The sequence below is a fragment of the Sanguibacter sp. Z6_81 genome, assembly GCF_057180625.1.
This window is the reverse complement of record NZ_JBXUFV010000004.1, coordinates 1-15669: the sequence shown is the minus strand read 5'-3', so window position 1 is coordinate 15669 and position 15669 is coordinate 1. Positions and strand designations below refer to the sequence as shown.

16 protein-coding genes are annotated in these 15669 nt (G+C 72.6%); 8 read left to right on the top strand and 8 right to left on the bottom strand.

The annotated features are described in order from the left end of the window. Positions 1–5 precede the first annotated feature (5 nt). From AC2AXK_RS11010 to AC2AXK_RS11000, 3 genes are all read left to right on the top strand, one after another. Positions 6–440 carry a cupin domain-containing protein gene (locus tag AC2AXK_RS11010; RefSeq protein WP_484345434.1) on the top strand — a complete coding sequence of 145 codons (435 nt, stop codon included), beginning with the start codon at positions 6–8 and terminating at the stop codon, positions 438–440. Continuing rightward, the gene (locus AC2AXK_RS11005; protein WP_484345433.1) at positions 437–1555 is read left to right on the top strand and encodes an acetamidase/formamidase family protein; all 1119 of its coding nucleotides are present in this window, start codon (positions 437–439) and stop codon (positions 1553–1555) included. The genes AC2AXK_RS11010 and AC2AXK_RS11005 overlap by 4 nt, the downstream gene beginning before the upstream one ends. Before the next feature lie 173 nt (positions 1556–1728). Further along, a complete protein-coding gene (locus tag AC2AXK_RS11000; protein ID WP_484345432.1) occupies positions 1729–2415 on the top strand; it encodes a DedA family protein in 687 nt (228 codons plus the stop codon). A 100-nt stretch (positions 2416–2515) separates the two neighbouring features. Here AC2AXK_RS11000 and AC2AXK_RS10995 read toward each other — a convergent pair whose 3' ends face one another. The 7 genes from AC2AXK_RS10995 to AC2AXK_RS10965 form a co-directional block, all read right to left on the bottom strand. Continuing rightward, positions 2516–3304: a creatininase family protein gene (locus AC2AXK_RS10995; RefSeq protein WP_484345431.1), complete on the bottom strand. Its 789-nt coding sequence runs from the start codon at positions 3302–3304 to the stop codon at positions 2516–2518. Further along, complete coding sequence (locus AC2AXK_RS10990; RefSeq protein ID WP_484345430.1) at positions 3279–4646, bottom strand: FAD-binding oxidoreductase; 1368 nt, start codon at positions 4644–4646, stop codon at positions 3279–3281. Before AC2AXK_RS10990 ends, AC2AXK_RS10995 begins: the two co-directional genes overlap by 26 nt. 39 nt (positions 4647–4685) lie before the next feature. After that, positions 4686–5864: a hypothetical protein gene (locus AC2AXK_RS10985; protein WP_484345429.1), complete on the bottom strand. Its 1179-nt coding sequence runs from the start codon at positions 5862–5864 to the stop codon at positions 4686–4688. Positions 5865–5940: 76 nt separating this feature from the next. Beyond that, positions 5941–6957: an ABC transporter permease gene (locus AC2AXK_RS10980; RefSeq protein ID WP_484345428.1), complete on the bottom strand. Its 1017-nt coding sequence runs from the start codon at positions 6955–6957 to the stop codon at positions 5941–5943. Continuing rightward, positions 6954–7760 (bottom strand): ABC transporter ATP-binding protein, encoded by an 807-nt coding sequence (locus tag AC2AXK_RS10975; protein ID WP_484345427.1) that lies wholly within the window; start codon positions 7758–7760, stop codon positions 6954–6956. Before AC2AXK_RS10975 ends, AC2AXK_RS10980 begins: the two co-directional genes overlap by 4 nt. A 5-nt stretch (positions 7761–7765) precedes the next feature. Continuing rightward, the gene (locus tag AC2AXK_RS10970; protein ID WP_484345426.1) at positions 7766–9172 is read right to left on the bottom strand and encodes an amidohydrolase family protein; all 1407 of its coding nucleotides are present in this window, start codon (positions 9170–9172) and stop codon (positions 7766–7768) included. Beyond that, complete coding sequence (locus tag AC2AXK_RS10965; RefSeq protein WP_484345425.1) at positions 9169–10131, bottom strand: MBL fold metallo-hydrolase; 963 nt, start codon at positions 10129–10131, stop codon at positions 9169–9171. The genes AC2AXK_RS10970 and AC2AXK_RS10965 overlap by 4 nt, the downstream gene beginning before the upstream one ends. 158 nt (positions 10132–10289) lie before the next feature. Between AC2AXK_RS10965 and AC2AXK_RS10960 the strand changes: the two genes are divergently transcribed. The 5 genes from AC2AXK_RS10960 (at position 10290) to AC2AXK_RS10940 (ending at position 15123) form a co-directional block, all read left to right on the top strand. Next, positions 10290–10943, top strand: coding sequence for a helix-turn-helix domain-containing protein (locus AC2AXK_RS10960; RefSeq protein ID WP_484345424.1), 654 nt, complete (start codon positions 10290–10292; stop codon positions 10941–10943). A 22-nt stretch (positions 10944–10965) separates the two neighbouring features. Beyond that, on the top strand, positions 10966–11604 hold the full coding sequence (locus AC2AXK_RS10955; RefSeq protein ID WP_484345423.1) for a pyridoxine/pyridoxamine 5'-phosphate oxidase: 639 nt from the start codon (positions 10966–10968) through the stop codon (positions 11602–11604). A gap of 164 nt (positions 11605–11768) precedes the next feature. Then, positions 11769–13355 (top strand): AtzH-like domain-containing protein, encoded by a 1587-nt coding sequence (locus tag AC2AXK_RS10950; protein ID WP_484345422.1) that lies wholly within the window; start codon positions 11769–11771, stop codon positions 13353–13355. Continuing rightward, on the top strand, positions 13352–14137 hold the full coding sequence (locus AC2AXK_RS10945) for a cysteine hydrolase family protein (protein WP_484345421.1): 786 nt from the start codon (positions 13352–13354) through the stop codon (positions 14135–14137). Before AC2AXK_RS10950 ends, AC2AXK_RS10945 begins: the two co-directional genes overlap by 4 nt. Continuing rightward, positions 14134–15123: a bile acid:sodium symporter family protein gene (locus AC2AXK_RS10940; RefSeq protein ID WP_484345420.1), complete on the top strand. Its 990-nt coding sequence runs from the start codon at positions 14134–14136 to the stop codon at positions 15121–15123. The genes AC2AXK_RS10945 and AC2AXK_RS10940 overlap by 4 nt, the downstream gene beginning before the upstream one ends. An 81-nt stretch (positions 15124–15204) precedes the next feature. Here the strand turns inward: AC2AXK_RS10940 and AC2AXK_RS10935 are convergent. Then, positions 15205–15669, bottom strand: a 465-nt coding sequence (locus AC2AXK_RS10935; RefSeq protein WP_484345419.1) for a carbohydrate ABC transporter permease, incomplete at its 5' end; no start/stop codon positions are given.

The following is a 15669-nucleotide window of genomic DNA, read 5'->3' as shown; positions in this document are numbered from 1 at the left end:
CCACCATGACCGGCGCCGCACCCATCGTCCGCAAGCTCACCGACATCCCCGGGTTCCTCATCTCCCCCGACGACACGGTCCGGCTCGCCGAGCTCGCCGGACCCCAGCACGGGACGAACGCGAGCGTGTTCCTCGAGATCTGGGAGCCCGGCGGCGCCCAGCCCCTCAACTCCCACGAGGACTCCGCCGAGATCTTCATCGTCCTCAAGGGCGAGGCCGAGGCTCACAGCGACGACGCCCAGCTGCCGCTGACCGCCGGCGACGTCCTCATCCTGCAGCCCGGTTCCGAGCACCGGATCCTCAACACGTCCGCCACCGAGCGTCTCTACACGATCACGGTCATGGCGAACGACGGAGGGTTCGCCAAGCTCGTCACCGACGGCACGCCCACCCCCCTCACGCGCGAGGACCTCGGGGTCCTCGTGAGCTCGCTCGCGTGAGCACCGGCGGGCACCCCGCGGCGCGGAGCCTGAGCAGGCCGGGCCCGGCGACCGGCGCCGCGCCGGGCGCCGCGGGGTACCTGCCCGCCACGCCGGCCTCCGTCCTGTGGGGCAGGCTGCCCTGCGCCGACGACGCGGCGGTGCTGTCCGTCGACGCCGGGGACAGCGTATGGATCGACACCGTGAGCCACGAGGGCATCCTCGAGGACCAGGGCCGCGACCCGGTCACGTTCTTCGGCGCTCGGGGCATCCGCAGCGCCGACGTGCTGCCGGACGCCGTGCGCGTCGCGGCCGAGGTGCCCCACGACCCGGAGGTCGACGGTCCGCACGTCGTCACCGGCCCGATCCGGGTGCGCGGCGCACGCGTCGGGGACGTCCTGTCCATCACGGTGCTCGACCTCCGGCTGCGCGCCGGGTACGGGATCGTCTCCAACCGGCACGGGCGCGGGGCCCTGCCTGCCGAGTTCCCGCTCGGCGGCTCGACGGACACCGTCTCGATCCTCTGCACGGTCGACGAGCCGGTTCCCGGCGGGCAGCTCTACGGGTCGATGTCCGCGGGCCCGGACGACCAGCGCCGCGTGCGCTTCCCGCTCAACCCGTTCCTCGGCACCATGGGCGTCGCCGTCGCCGGGTCCGAGCGCGCGCACTCCGTGCCGCCCGGCCCGCACGGCGGGAACCTCGACGTCTCACTCCTCGGTGTCGGCTCGACCCTGCACCTGCCCGTCCAGGTCGACGGCGCCCTCGCGTACGTCGGCGACCCGCACTACGCGCAGGGCGACGGCGAGGTCGCGCTCACCGCGTTCGAGGCCCCCCTCCAGGCCCACCTCCGGTTCGACGTCGTCCCGCGGGAGTCGTTCGCCGCCGCACGTCCGCTGTGGGGCGAGACCCCGGAGCTCCTCGTGCCGATCGGCCTCGACGTCGACCTCGCCGAGGCGATGCGCAGTGCGACCCGGGCGGCCGTCGGGCTGCTCGTCGACGCCGGCATGCACCCGGCGCACGCCTACGCCTACCTCTCAGCGGCCGGCAACTTCGCGGTGTCGCAGGTCGTCGACCGGGTGAGCGGCGTCCACGGGGTCATCCGTAAGGCGGACCTCGCGGAGCTGCTGCTGCCCTGACGTCCCCGTCCACCTCCCCAGCAGGACGGAGCCCGGGCCGCCCGCACCTCAGCCCTGGGTGGGGTACGGGACCGGGGTCCGGCCAGGGTGATCCCTGATGTGTCCGGCGGTGGCGGCCTCGTAGTGTCGACGGTGCGGGGAGGAACCCCGCGGCGGCACGAGGGGCGGGGGTGGTGGAGGTGCTCGAGGACTGGGTGCTCACGCTCGCGGCGTCGCCCGCCGTGTATCTCGCGATGTATCTCTTCGCTGCACTCGACGGCCTCCTGCCGCCCGTCCCGAGCGAGTCGCTCGTCATCGCCCTGGCGGCCCTCACGACGTCGGCAGGACAGCCGGCCCTGTGGCTCGTGACCCTCGTCGCCGCCGCCGGCGCGTTCACGGGCGACCAGCTCGCCTACACCCTCGGGCGGCGCATCGACCTGCGCGGCACACGGGTGCTGCGCGGCGCGCGGACCCAGCGCGCGCTCGACCGCGCGGAGGCGCAGCTCACCGCGCGGGGAGCGACGATCATCGTCGGGGCGCGCTTCGTGCCGGTCGGCAGGGTCGCGGTGAACCTCACCGCAGGCGCCTTCGGGTACCCCCGCCGGCAGTTCGTCCTCCTGTCCGCCCTCGGGACGGTCGCCTGGGCGGTGTACTTCACGCTCATCGGCGTCGGGGCGGGGGCCTGGCTCTCCGGACGACCGGTGCTCGCCGTCGTCGTCGGCGTCGTCGGGGGCGTGACGCTCGGGATCGTCGCGGACCGCCTCGTCTCCCGGGTGCGCCAGGCACGGGAGAGTCGCCAGGAGGACCCCGCGCTCGCCTCGTCCGGGCCCGGGCCCCGGATGCCCGAGGCCGAGCTCGTCCCGGTGCCCGCCGGGCGGTGACCGCCGCCGCAGGTGGCCCGCCCGTGCCGACCACCATCCGGCGAGAGCCTCCCCCGCACGCCGACGGGCGTGCACCCCTGGTGCACGCCCGTCGCCCGGCTCAGCCGATGCGGAAGTGGCTGGCTTCCGTGATCGCCGCGGCGCACCGCTGCACGGCCGCCTCGAACAGGACCTTGCCGATGTCCGCCGTCGCCCCCGTCGGGTCGCCGATGACGCCACCGGGACCGAAGTCGTCCGACGTCCAGCCGAAGCTCACGGCCTTGCCGAACCCGATGTGCTCGTAGGCCGCCATGGCGTCGGGCACCTGCCGGGTGGCCCGGTCCATGTGCACGAGCTCGGGCCGCAGGTGGAGGATCATCGACGTCTCGCCGTGACCCCCGTGGATCCCGAACCCGTTCTCCACGTCGGTGCTGCTCGACCCGCCCTGGTCCTTGGGCATCGAGGGATGCGCGAAGAACGTCATGAGCCCGAACCGCCGGTGCAGCTCGCGGCACGCCACCTGCCCGAGCGCGGAGTTGCCGCCGTGCCCGTTGATGAACATCAGCCGCTTGACCGGCGTCGTGGCGAGGGAGCGGCCGATGTCGATGAGCGTGTTCATGAGCGTCTCCCACGACAACCAGATGGTGCCCGGTGCCCAGTGGTGCTCGTCGGACTTCGTGTACGCGAGCCCGGGCAGGAGCACGACGCTCGCGGCGCCCGCCTCGGCGACGGTCGCGACCGCCCCCTGGGCCACGCTCGTCGCGACGAGGTAGTCGGTCGAGACGGGCAGGTGCGCCCCGTGCTGCTCGATGGCCCCGAGCGGCAGGACCGCCACCGTGTCCGCCGGGAGTGCGGCGACCTCCTCATAGGTGAGGTCGATGAAGCTAGGAGCGTACGGCTGTGCGGGCAATGAGCACCTCGTTCCTGGTGTCGGCCGGCGGGGGCACGGCACCGTCGCGGTCGAGCTTGCCCTGGTTGAGCAGGCCCTTGGGGTCGGTCTTCGGTGCGGTGACGAGCGCCTCGGCGACGTGCCTGTCGACCATCCACTGGTGCGGGCTGTGGAAGCCGATGCCCAGGTCGTCGAGCACGGGGTAGCCGGCGAGGACCTGCTCCTCGGACTCGTAGTCCGCCACGTACATGGCCATGGGCGCCTCGACCCGCAGCTCCATGTGGATCATCGACCGCGGGTACACCGTCCGGACGAGCTCGGGCTCGTCCCACAGGGGCAGCCCACCGACCTCCAGGTGGAAGCACGGGTACCCGGACTGCTGGAGGAAGTACACGGGGTGGTTGTAGGACATGGAGGACAGGCGGTCGCACTCGGCGTAGTCGTCGTACGTCGCGACGACCTCGCCGCCGCCGGCGACGACGAGTGCCGTGGCCTCCTCGACCGTCGACGCCTCGAGGATGATCCGCAGGCTCGAGCGGGTCGCGTCGAGCGGGAGCGCCGCCGGGAGCGTCGCGACGAGCCCGGGCTCGTCGAGCGACGCGAGCCGCGGCAGGACCGACAGGCCGGGCAGCGCCCGGTGCACCGCGAGCGCCTGCCGGTAGTCGACGAACGACGCGTACATCGCGACCCACTCGCGGGCCGGGCTCGTGCGCAGCGTGATCTCCGTGGCGACCCCGGTCACCCCGTACGTGTGCACGTACGGGATGGTGTCGGCGCCCTCCACGTGGAACGTCGTCCCGCTCCCGTCGCACGGGGCGATGGTCATGGCGGCGACGAACCCGTCGGCCGTCGTGCCGAACTCGATGGAGCCGGCGCCCGCGCTCCCCCCGGCGATGAACCCGCCGACCGTGGAGCCCTTCGTCGACGGGAACATCCACAGGTCCTGCCCGGAGGCGCGGACGGCCTCGTCGACCGCGGTGAGCTTGGCGCCCGCCTGGGCGACGACGTAGCCGTCGCCCACCTCGAGGATCGCGTCCAGCCCGCGCAGGTCGAGGATCGCACCGCCGGTGAACGGTGTCGCCTGGCCGTAGTTGCCGGTGCCCGCACCGCGGGGCACGACCGGGATGTCGTGCTCATAGGCGAGCTTGAGGAAGGCGGGGACCTGCTCGGACGTCGTGGGCCGCACGACGAGGTCGGCCGGGAAGCGACCCGGGGGGAGCTTCTCCTGGAGGATCGGGGACATCCTCGACCAGTCGGAGGAGCACTTGAGGATGAGTGCGGGGTCGGTGCTGACCACGCCCTCGCCGAGCTCGCGCGTGGCGAGCTCGACGAAGGCGGCAGCCCTCTCGGGGGTGAGAGTCATGTCAGTCCTGTCGTTCGGAGGTCCGGTGGGTGCGGTGCGTCACTCGAAGGTGATGGACGTGTCGAGGAACTCGTTGGTGAAGAGGTCCGCCGGGACGAGCCCGTCCTTGAGCTCCGCGCCGCCCGCCTCGAGGATCGGGCCGAAGGAGTCGATGACGCCCTGGATGCGGGTCTCGTCCATGCCACCGAAGATCCCGGACGTGTCGGTCTGGATGATGCCGAGGTCGATCATCGCCTGGTGCGAGAAGTCGGCGACGTCCTTGGAGTACACCCAGCCGGTGTTGTACTTCTCGACGAGCTCGACGATGAGGGCGTTCGTGCTCTCCGGGTCCTCGAGGTAGTCGATCTGCGCCTGCTGGAGGATGGGCACGAGCTTGGTGAGGCAGGGGCGCAGCTCCTCGAGATCGCCGGTGCGGACCGCGAGCGGCTCGGGGTACACGGTGTAGCCGACCTCGGACGCGAGCTGGTAGGCGACGGGCTTGCTCCACGCCGAGATCTCGTTCTCGTAGATGTACGGCTCGGCCGTCGCGAAGCCCTGCTGGGCGATGGTCGGGTCACCGACGAAGCGCGAGGGGTCCCCGTTGTAGCTCGGGTCGATCTGGTCGGCGGGGACCGTTCCGTTCCCGGAGAGCATCGCGCCGAGGTTGCTGCCCCCGCCCGCGACGACGACGGTCGCACCGTCGTCGGCGATCTCCTTGATGGTCGTCGCGTCCGGGTAGGACTCGGGGTCCCACATGACGATCTGCGGGCTCATGTTCAGCTGTGCGATGACGGCGGTGAGGGGCTGCTCCTTGGACGCTGCGATCCCGGCGTCGGTGGTGGCGGCACCGAGCATGATGTCGGTGTCGACGTACATCTGGGACGCGACCGACTGGTAGCTGATCGCGGCCCCGCCGGGGCGCACCTCGATGTCGACGCCGGTGTCGACGCCCTGGGCGACGAGCGACCCGGAGACGCGCTTCTTGTCGGTGTCGATCGAGTAGTCGGACCCGACGAGCGAGTACATGCCCGAGTGCTCGGCCTCCGGCTCCCAGTCCTGCTGCATGACGACCGTCGCGGGGCAGACGTCCGAGAGGTCGAGGTCGGAGCCGGCCTCGGCCGCCTCGACGTCCAGCTCGGCGGACTTCGCCTCGTCCTCGCCCGAGCACGCTGTGAGCGTGACGAGCGAGAACAGGGTGAGGGTGGCGCCGAGGGTCCGGAGGGTGTGGGGGCGGTTCATGGTGGCTCCTTGGGGGGTGAGAGCGGTCGGGCGTGGGGTGGGGAGGGTGGGGGACGTCAGTGAGCGCGGGAGCGGCCTAGCGGCGCACGCCGTACCACTTCGTCATGACGACCTTGTCCGCGATGGTGAAGAACGCGAACACGAGGACGCCGAAGAGGCTGGCGATCCCGATGGCGGTGAGGAGGTTCTCTGACTCCACCCGGGCGCGGTAGACGTCGAGCAGGCTGCCGATGCCGGGTGCGCCCTGGCGGAAGAACATGTCGCCGACGATCGCGCCGACGACGGCCAGGCCGGCGGAGATCTTCAGCCCTGCGAAGATCGACGGGACCGCCGCGGGGAGCTGCAGCTTCCACAGCCGTTGGGCACGGGTGGCCTTGTTGAGGGTGAGCAGGTCGTGGGCCGCGGCGTCGGCGGAGTGCAGCCCGAAGAGGGTGTTGGAGATCATCGGGAACAACGCGATGATCACGCACACGATGACCCTCGAGGTGAAGCCGAAGCCGAACCACAACCCGATGAGGGGCACGAGGGCGAGGATCGGGATCGTCTGCATGACGACGGCGTAGGGGTAGAGGGACTTCTCGATCCAGCCGGCCTGGCTCATGAGGATCGCCTGCGAGATGCCGAGCACGACGGCGATCGCGAGCCCGGTGAGCGCGACACGGGAGGTGAGTGCGAGCGCCTCGAGCATCGGCTGGACCTTGCTCCACTCGAGCACCGACTCCGTGAGGACCTGGTGCGGCGGCGGCAGGAGGAAGCGGCGCCCCTCGGGGATGACGACGTAGGAGACGAAGTACCACAGGGCGAGCGCCGACACGGCGGCCAGGAGGATCGGCCAGGCGGTCGATGCGACCTTCGTGACGGCGGCAATCATCCGGGCGGGTGCCGCCGCGCCCCGCGTCGGGGTCGTCGCGCTGGTGGGCGGCGGGGTAGCGGGCGTCGCGGGCGTCGTGCTCGCACTCGTCGTGGTGGCAGCAGGTTCCGCTGCCTCGTCGGCCGGTTGCGCCACCGGACGCCCCTGGGGTTCCGGGGTCCCGGGTGTCACGGGACGTGCGCCCGGCTCGGACAGCTCTGCGGCGGTGGTGTCGGTGCTCATCGGTGGTCTCCTTCCAGGGCTGCCGAGACCTGGCCGGCCAGCTCGGCGAACGCGGCGTCGAACCGGAGCTCGGGGGGACGGGGGTAGCTGAACGGGACGGGCAGGTCCGCGACGACGGTGCCGGGGCGACCGCTCATGACGATGACGCGGGTGCTGAGGTACACGGCCTCGGAGACGGAGTGGGTGATGAACAGGCCGGCGAACTGCTTGAGCGAGAAGAGCCGCTGCAGCTCGGTCTGCATGTTGAGCCGGGTGATCTCGTCGAGGGCACCGAACGGTTCGTCGAAGAGGAAGAGGTCCGGCTCGGCGACGAGCGCCCGCGCGAGGGACACCCGCATCCGCATGCCGCCCGACAGCTGGCGGGGGTACTGCTTCTCGAACCCGCCGAGCCCGACGAGCTCGAGCGCCTCCATGGCGGCGCGGCGCCGGTCGAGCTTGGAGACGCTGCGCAGCTCCCCGATGAGCTCGACGTTGCGCAGCGCGGTACGCCACTGGAGCAGGGTCGGGTCCTGGAAGACGTAGCTCGTCGAGTCGGTGTTCACCTCGACGGAGCCGGACGTCGCGTCGTCGAGCCCGGAGGCCAGGCGCAGCAGCGTCGACTTGCCGCAGCCGGACGGTCCGACGACGGACACGAAGTCACCGGCGTTGACCTGCAGGTCCACCCCCGTGAGGGCGACGGTCCCGGTGCTGAAGGTCTTGGACACGTTCTCCATGACGAGGGTGCGGGTCTTGGAGACGTGCTGGATGCGTTCGCTCGGCGGAGCGGCGGCGGGACGGGAGTCCTCGACGATCGGTGCGGTCATGGGTCTCACCTCACGGTTGCTGGGGCTGTGGCGGGACGGACGGACGGGGCAGCTGCGGGAGACCCGCCGCTGGGCTGGAGCGCGAGGGTGCGGACGGTCCGGGTGTCGGCGAGGACGCGACCGGCGTGCAGGACGACGCGCGAGTCGGTGGCGCCGGCGAGGACGTCACCGAGGTCGACGTCGGGGACGAGAAGGAGGTCGGCGGCGTTCCCGACGCCGCTGGTGAGCGTGACGCCGGCCGGCGGCAGGCCGAGGACGGTGCGGGCGCCGCTCGTCACGGCGTCCAGGGCTTCGCGCGGGGTGAGGTGCCCCGCGGTGATGAGCAGGGACGTCGTCTCGAACGGGTCCGCACGGCCGACGGGGTTGAAGGGGTCCCGGAGGTTGTCGGCACCGGCGGCGAGCGGGATGCCGGCGTCGAGGATGGCCCGCACCGCGGTGAGCCCGCGCGGCGGGAGGTGGGTGGCGTCCCATCCCTGGAGGTAGAGGTTGGTGATGGGCAGGGTGACGATCCCGACGCCGGCTCGCGCGACGACGTCGAGCACCGGGCGGAGCTCGTCGGGCGGCAGCGAGCCGAGGCGCACGCAGTGGCTCGCCGTGACGCGCTGCTCGAGCCCGCGCGCGATGACCTGGCGGGCGAGGTCGAGGATGTCGACCTCGTGCGCGGGGACCTGCTCGTCGGTGTGCAGGTCGACGGGCAGGCCGGTGCGATCGGCGAGGTCGAGCACGCGGCTGGTCTCCCGGTGCGGGTCCGGGGAGATGTGGGGGCACCCGCCGAGGACGTCGAGGCCGAGGGCAACGGCCTCGTCGACGACGGAGTCCGGGGTCTCGCTGCTCGCGAGACCGGTGATCTGCAGGGTGAGCACCCCGGCGAGCGCCTCCCGGACGGCGAGCAGGGCACGGATCCCGCGCAGGGGGTCCCTAACGAGGGGGAAGTCGACGTGGGTACGGATGCTCGTGATGCCGCGGGCCACGTACCGCTCCACGGCGCGGGTGGCCCGCACGCGGATGTCCTCCTCGTCGATCGAGGAGAGCAGGTCGCGCCACTGCGCGATGGCACCGGCGAGGTCGTTCTGCGCGGTCCCGGCGAAGGTGTCCACCCGCTCGGCGCTGAGGGCCTTGTCGAGGTGCGCGTGCGGCTCGGATGCGGCGGGCAGGAGGCGCCACCCGCTCGCGTCGAGCTCGACGGCGCCGGGGGGCGGGGGCGTCGCGGGTCCGGAGCCCGCCGGGTGCGCCGTGCCTGCGGGCAGCACGGCGGAGATGGTCCCGGCGTCGAGCAGGACGTCGGCGAGGGTGCCGTCGAGGAGCCGGACCCCGCGGAGCGCGGACACGGTGAGCCCGGCCACGTGCGCGGGGGCGTCGGGGGCACCGAGGCTCACGACGTCCGTGGCGGCCGGGAGGATGGTCTGGGTCATGAGGGGTCCTCGTCGGTGGTCGCGATGGATGCCCCGTGCGGGGCGGGCAGCAGGAGGGTCACGGCCCCGACGTCGTGGCGTTCGACGGGGTTCCCGAGCATGTCGGTGCCGGGTGTGCCGTGGGAGTGGCCGGAGTGGACGACGGCGGCGGCGTGCGCGACCTGCGCGGCGTACGCCGGCGGGCGCTCGGGGAGGAGGTTGTGGGCGGTGAGGATCCGGCGCAGCGGAAGGTCGGCGAGGCGGGCGCTGGACTGCGCGAACGCCGCGGTGCTCGAGCCGCCGTTGTGCAGCCAGAACGCGGCGGCGATGATCGTGTCGCCGGCGAGGAGGATGCCGGTGGCGTCCTCGAAGAGGCAGAGCGAGTCGGCGCTGTGACCCGGGGTGTGCAGGACCCGGAAGGTGCGGCCACCGAGGTCCACGACGTCCCCGTCGACGAGCGCGATGGTCGGTGCGACCGCCGGGACGTGCCAGTCCGTGAGGTCGGGCATGGGGCGCATCCTGGCGAGCCCGGGCAGCACGTAGAAGGCCTGCTCGTCGAGGGCGGCGTAGGCGTCGTACTGGTCGACGACCCGGACCATTGCCGCGCCGTACGAGGCGAGGAACGCGGGGTCCGCGGCTCCGTGCCCCTCGGCGCCGGCGATGTGCGCCGCGATCCCCACGAGGTCGAGCTCCTCGGCGTGCGCCACGAGGTCGGCGTTGCCGCCGCGGTGGTCCACGTGGTCGTGGGAGTTCACGACGACGAGGGGGAGGTCGGTGAGCGAGCGGACGACCTCGGAGATGGGTGCGATCCCCGTCCCGGAGTCGAAGAGCAGCGCACGTCGTGACCCGAGGACGAGGAACGTGTTGACGTGGCCGGGCTCGGCGATGAGGTGGACGCCGTCGCCGAGGTCCTCGACGTGGAACCACTCGTCGGCGCGGGCGCAGGAGGTGCCTGCGGCGCTGAGCGTCGGTGTCGCCATGATGGTCCTTCCAGCGGTCCCCTGCCGGGGCCGGGGCTGGTGCGGCTCGCCGGACGCCCTGGGCGGGTCGACGGGCGAATGTTGATGTGACTAACATCGAGAACGCTAAAGACCTGCTGTTTCCGCCACGTAACGCTTGCGAACCGGATGTGTGACCGTTGAGCCAGACCACCCAGGACCGCCCGGACGCCGAGTCCGTGACCACGCGCGCGCCCGCCCCTGAGGCCGAGGCGGACCTCCGGCTCGGCCGCGTCGTGCGGGCACGCCGCCACGCCCAGGGCAGCACGCTCGTGCAGATCGCGCGGGCGAGCGAGCTCTCCCACTCGTTCCTCAGCCAGCTCGAGCGCGGCCGTGCGCGGCCCTCCATGCGGTCGCTCTTCCTCATCGCCCGGGCGCTCGGCACCACGCAGCAGACCCTCCTCGCGGAGGCCGCACCGGCGTCAGCGACGGGCTCCTCCGCCATCGATGTCGGCCAGCGGGGCGCCCCGGACTCCGGGACCGCGCGCCTGCTCAGCCACGTCGAGGACGGCGCCGACGTCACCGAGTTCGTCAACGTCCCCCCGACGTTCGAGCACTACTTCTGCCACGGACGGCACGAGCTCGTGTACGTGGTCTCCGGAGAGCTCGAGATCGAGCTGGCACCGCGCGACGACGACGCGGACACCCAGGTCCACCGCCTCGGCCCGCGGGAGAGCATGGGCTACCCCGGCTCGGTGCGCCACCGCCACCGCCGCGTGGGTCCGCAGGAGTGCGTCATCCTCGTCGTCCACTCCGGCCCCGAGGACTACTCCGACGCTCCGCACCCTCACTGACACCTTCCCCCCGAGGAGACCCATGCACGAGATCCGCACCGGCAACCCGCTCACCACTCTCGCGCAGTGGGCCGAGGATGCCGAGTCCGCGGGCCTGCCCAGCCCGCGGACCCTGACGTTCGCGACCGTCGACGCCACGGGCGCCCCGCACGCCCGGACCGTCCTCAGCACTCTCATCGACGACGAGCACGTCCGCTTCCACAGCTCCCGGCCGACGGCCAAGACGCGCGACCTCGCGGAGAACCCCCGCGCGAGCGGGGTGTTCTTCTGGCCCTCGCTCGCCCGGCAGGTCATCCTCCACGGCACGGCTCACGAGCTCGACGAGGCAACATCACGCGCCGCGTACCCGACCCGCCCGCGCCAGCTGCAGCTCGTCGCGTGGGCGTACGACGACGTGCTGCGGGAGGCCGGGCCCGGCACGTCGAAGCGCCGTGTCGCGTCGGACGTCGCGACCTCCGCCGAGCGGATCGACCGGAGCGTCGCGGAGCACGCCACCCGCGATCCGGCGACCCTCCCGGCGCCGGACTCGTGGACGACCATCGCGTTCGTCCCGGACCGCGTCGACGTGTGGGAGGGCGTCGGGCTCGACGTCGCCGCACGCAAGACACGGTTCGACAAGCAGCCCGACGGCGGATGGACCCGCAGCGAGATCCTGCCCTGACCGATCTCGCTGTTTCGGAAAAGCGCCGGAAACATCGCACGGATAGCGTGCGTGGACGCCACGCGAGCCCTCCGCTCGCCCGACCACACCGACCCGTGTCCCACGGTCGCGTCCCGTCCCGCCCCGCGGTTCGGCCCCTGCCCGCCCCACAGAGCGAGGACCCCATGTACCCCACTCCCGCCCCGCCCGGTCTGCTCGATGCCTTCTGGCGGTACGAGCGCGCTCTCATGACGGACGACGTGCCGGAGCTCGACGCCCTCTTCGCCGCAGGTCCGGAGACCATCCGCAGCGACACGGGGACCACCCTCGTCGGCCACGACTCCATCGCGGCCTTCCGTGCCGCACGCGGACCCGTCCCGCAGCGCCGCCTCGCCCGCGTGCACGTCCGCACGATCACCCCGGAGGCGGCCGTCGTCGTCGCGGAGTCCGTGCGCGAGGGCGGTGGGACCGGCGTCCAGACCCAGGTGTGGGAGCGCTCGGGCGGGCAGTGGACCGTCACGACGGCGCACGTGTCCCTGGCCCCTGCGCCAGCGGCGCCCGTGCCCCTCGAGGATGCGGACCTCGCCGCGATCTGGCGGGTCGCCCCGGGCGCCCTGCCGTCGCCCCCGCCCGCACCGGGCGCATTGGCGGGCGCGTTGGCGGGCGCGTTGGCGGGCGCGCGCGTCGCCGTGAAGGACCTCTTCGCCGTCGCGGGTCAGCGCATCGGCGGGGGGAACCCGGCCTGGCTCGCGGGCGCCCCGGTCGAGCAGGAGGACGCGTGGGCGGTCGACGCCCTCGTCGGCGCAGGGGCAACCCTGGCGGGCATCGCGCACACGGACGAGCTGGCCTTCTCGCTCGCCGGGACCAACGTCCACTACGGCACCCCGCCCAACGTCGCCGCCCCGGGCCGGATCAGCGGCGGTTCGACGAGCGGTCCGGCCGCGGCGGTCGCCGCCGGCCTCGCCGACGTGGCCCTCGGCACGGACACCGGCGGTTCCGTCCGCGTCCCCGCGTCCTACTGCGGGCTCTACGGCCTGCGCACCACGCACGACGTCGTCCCACGCACCGGGCTCGTCGGGCTCGCGCCGACGTTCGACACGGTCGGTGTCCTCGCTGCGACACCACACCTCCTCGTCGGCGCGGCGCACGCGCTCCTGCCTCCCCAGGACACCGTCCCGGTGACGCGCCTCGTCGTCGCTCCCCCGCTCCTCGACCTCGTGACGCCCGACGTGCGCGCGGCTCACGACGCGGCGCTCCTCGCCCTGTCCCTGCGCACGGGCGCACCGGTCGAGGTCACCGACGCCCTCACCACCGACCACGTGGAGGCATGGTTCGGCGCGTTCCGGACCGTCCAGCAGGCCGAGGCGTGGCGCGAGCACGGCGCGTTCGTCACCGCCCACCCCGGCCGGTTCGAGCCCGCCGTCGAGTCCCGCTTCCTCACCGGCGGCGACGTCTCGGCCCACGACGAGGCGACCGCCCGCGACACCATCGCTGCCGCCCGCGACCTCCTCGACACGCTCCTCGCGCCAGGGTCCGTCCTCGCCCTCCCGAGCTCCTCCACCCCCGCTCTGCCACGCGACGCCGGCCCGGCCGAGATCGACGCCGCCCGCGCGAGCACCCTGCGACTCACCTGCGTCGCGGGCGTCGGCGGGCTGCCCGCACTCTCCGTCCCCACGGCGCGCGTCGGCGCTCTTCCCCTCGGTCTGTGCCTCGTCGCCGGCCGGGGCCAGGACCGCTCCCTGCTCGCCCTCGTCACGAAGGACACCCCATGACGCAGCCCGCGCACGGACGGCACGCCCGGAACGCGTGGGGCCTGAGCCCCACCCACGTCGACCTGCGGCGACCAGCGCCGCCGGAGCACGCCGTGCGCATCGACGCCCTGCCGCAGACCCTCACGCTCGACCTCGCCCGCACCGCCGTGCTCGTCGTCGACATGCAGAACGACTTCTGCCACCCCGACGGCTGGCTCGCCGGGATCGGCGTCGACGTCACGCCCGCGCGCGCGCCCATCCCCGTCCTCGCCGAGCTCCTGCCCGCGCTGCGCGAGCAGGGCGTCCCCGTCGTCTGGGTGAGCTGGGGCAACCGTCCCGACCGCGCCAACCTCCCGCCCGGCGTGCTCCACGTCTACGACCCCGACGGCACCGGCGGGGGCATCGGTACCGCCCGCCCACCGGGAGGCTCCCGCGTCCTCGAGCTCGACTCCTGGGGCGCGGACGTCGTCGACGAGCTCGCCGACGACCCAGACTTCTCCGCCGACCTCCAGGTCGACAAGTACCGGATGAGCGGGTTCGTCGACACCGTCCTCGACTCCGTCCTGCGGAACCTGCGCGTCGACACCCTCCTGCTCGCCGGCGTCAACGCCGACCAGTGCGTCCTGGCGACGCTCATGGACGGCGCGAACCTCGGCTACGACGTCGTGCTGGTCACCGACGCGGCGGGCACGACGTCCCCGCAGTTCTGCATGGATGCGACCCTGTACAACGTGCGCCAGTGCTTCGGATTCACCACGACCAGCAGCTCCCTCCTCACCAGCCTCCCGGCGGGCACCGCGTGAACCGCGCGAGACGCGTCGTCGCGCGGGTCGACCTGTTCATCGCCGCCCTGCTCGCAGCCGTCGTCGTCGCGTCGTTCCTGCCCGCCCGCGGTGACGCGGCGGAGGTGCTCGACGTCGTCGTCGTCGTGGCGGTCGGCTGGCTGTTCTTCCTCTACGGGGTGCGGCTGCCCACCCGGGAGGCCCTCGCGGCCCTGCGGGACTGGCGCCTGCACGGCGCCGTCCTCGGGGTGACGTTCGTCGTGTTCCCGCTGCTGGGGCTCGCCTGCCAGCTCCTCGCGCCCACGGTCATCCCCACCGACCTCGCCCGTGGACTGCTGTTCCTGTCGCTGCTGCCCTCGACGGTGCAGTCGTCCATCGCGTTCACGTCGATCGCCCGTGGCAACGTCGCGGGAGCCGTCGTCGCGGCGTCGTTCTCCAACCTCGCGGGGGTCGTCCTCACCCCGCTGCTCGTCGCGCTCCTGCTCGGTGGGACGGTCGGGTTCTCCGCCGACTCCATCGGCAAGATCGCACTGCAGCTCCTCGCGCCGTTCGTCGCCGGTCAGCTGCTCCGCCGGTGGCTCGCGCCGTGGGTGCTGCGGCACAAGCGGCTCACGACGCTCACGGACCGTGGGTCCGTCGTCCTCGTCGTCTACGCGGCCTTCAGCCACGGCGTCGTCGACGGCATCTGGACGACCGTGTCCGTCGGGTCGATCGTCGCGCTCGTGGCTGTCAGCGCGGTCGTGCTCACCGTCGTCCTGTGGCTCACGTGGTCGATCGGCCGGGTCCTCGGCTTCTCCCGCGAGGACCGTGTGGTCCTGCTCATGTGCGGCTCGAAGAAGTCCCTCGCGAGCGGCGTCCCCATGGCCACGGTGCTGCTCCCGGCGGCCGCCATCGGGTACATGGTCCTGCCGCTCATGATCTTCCACCAGATCCAGCTCATCGTGTGCGCGGTCATCGCCCGCCGGCTCGGCGCGGAGCCGGAGCCGGTCGGGGCGACGACGGGCTGAGCGCGGGTCAGGCTGTCGTGGGGCCGGTCCTGTCGGGACCGGTCCCGACAGGACCGGTCCCGGGACCGGGGTGGTGCGAGGTCATCCCTTGACCGAGCCGAGCATGACGCCCGAGACGAAGTACCGCTGCACGAAGGGGTAGACGCACAGGATCGGGATGATGGTGAGGATCATCGTCACGGACTGGATGTTCGCCGAGATGGCCGCGGTGGTGCTGCCGGCTGCTGCGGCACCTTCGGAGGCCGTGCTCGACGCGCCAGCGACGAGGTTGCGCAGGAACAGCGTCACCGGGAACAGCTCTTGCTTGTCCAGGTAGAGGAACGCCGGGAACCAGTCGTTCCAGATCGCCACCGAGTAGAACAGGATCATCGTCGCGATGACCGCCTTCGACAGCGGGAGCACGATGCGTCCGAAGATCCCGAACCAGCCCAGACCGTCGATCTGCGCCGCTTCCTCGAGCTCACGGGGAAGGTTCTCGAAGAAGGACTTCATGACGAGCAGGTTGAACACGGAGATCGCACCGGGCAGCACCAGCGCCCACATGGT

Excerpts from the sequence above, each read along its gene's own strand:
- AC2AXK_RS11010 (WP_484345434.1), top strand. The coding sequence starts at position 6 with ATGACCGGCGCCGCACCCATCGTCCGCAAGCTCACCGACATCCCCGGG.
- AC2AXK_RS10990 (WP_484345430.1), bottom strand. The coding sequence starts at position 4,646 with ATGACTCTCACCCCCGAGAGGGCTGCCGCCTTCGTCGAGCTCGCCACG.
- AC2AXK_RS10985 (WP_484345429.1), bottom strand. The coding sequence starts at position 5,864 with ATGAACCGCCCCCACACCCTCCGGACCCTCGGCGCCACCCTCACCCTG.
- AC2AXK_RS10980 (WP_484345428.1), bottom strand. The coding sequence starts at position 6,957 with ATGAGCACCGACACCACCGCCGCAGAGCTGTCCGAGCCGGGCGCACGT.
- AC2AXK_RS10975 (WP_484345427.1), bottom strand. The coding sequence starts at position 7,760 with ATGACCGCACCGATCGTCGAGGACTCCCGTCCCGCCGCCGCTCCGCCG.
- AC2AXK_RS10970 (WP_484345426.1), bottom strand. The coding sequence starts at position 9,172 with ATGACCCAGACCATCCTCCCGGCCGCCACGGACGTCGTGAGCCTCGGT.
- AC2AXK_RS10965 (WP_484345425.1), bottom strand. The coding sequence starts at position 10,131 with ATGGCGACACCGACGCTCAGCGCCGCAGGCACCTCCTGCGCCCGCGCC.
- AC2AXK_RS10955 (WP_484345423.1), top strand. The coding sequence starts at position 10,966 with ATGCACGAGATCCGCACCGGCAACCCGCTCACCACTCTCGCGCAGTGG.
- AC2AXK_RS10950 (WP_484345422.1), top strand. The coding sequence starts at position 11,769 with ATGTACCCCACTCCCGCCCCGCCCGGTCTGCTCGATGCCTTCTGGCGG.
- AC2AXK_RS10945 (WP_484345421.1), top strand. The coding sequence starts at position 13,352 with ATGACGCAGCCCGCGCACGGACGGCACGCCCGGAACGCGTGGGGCCTG.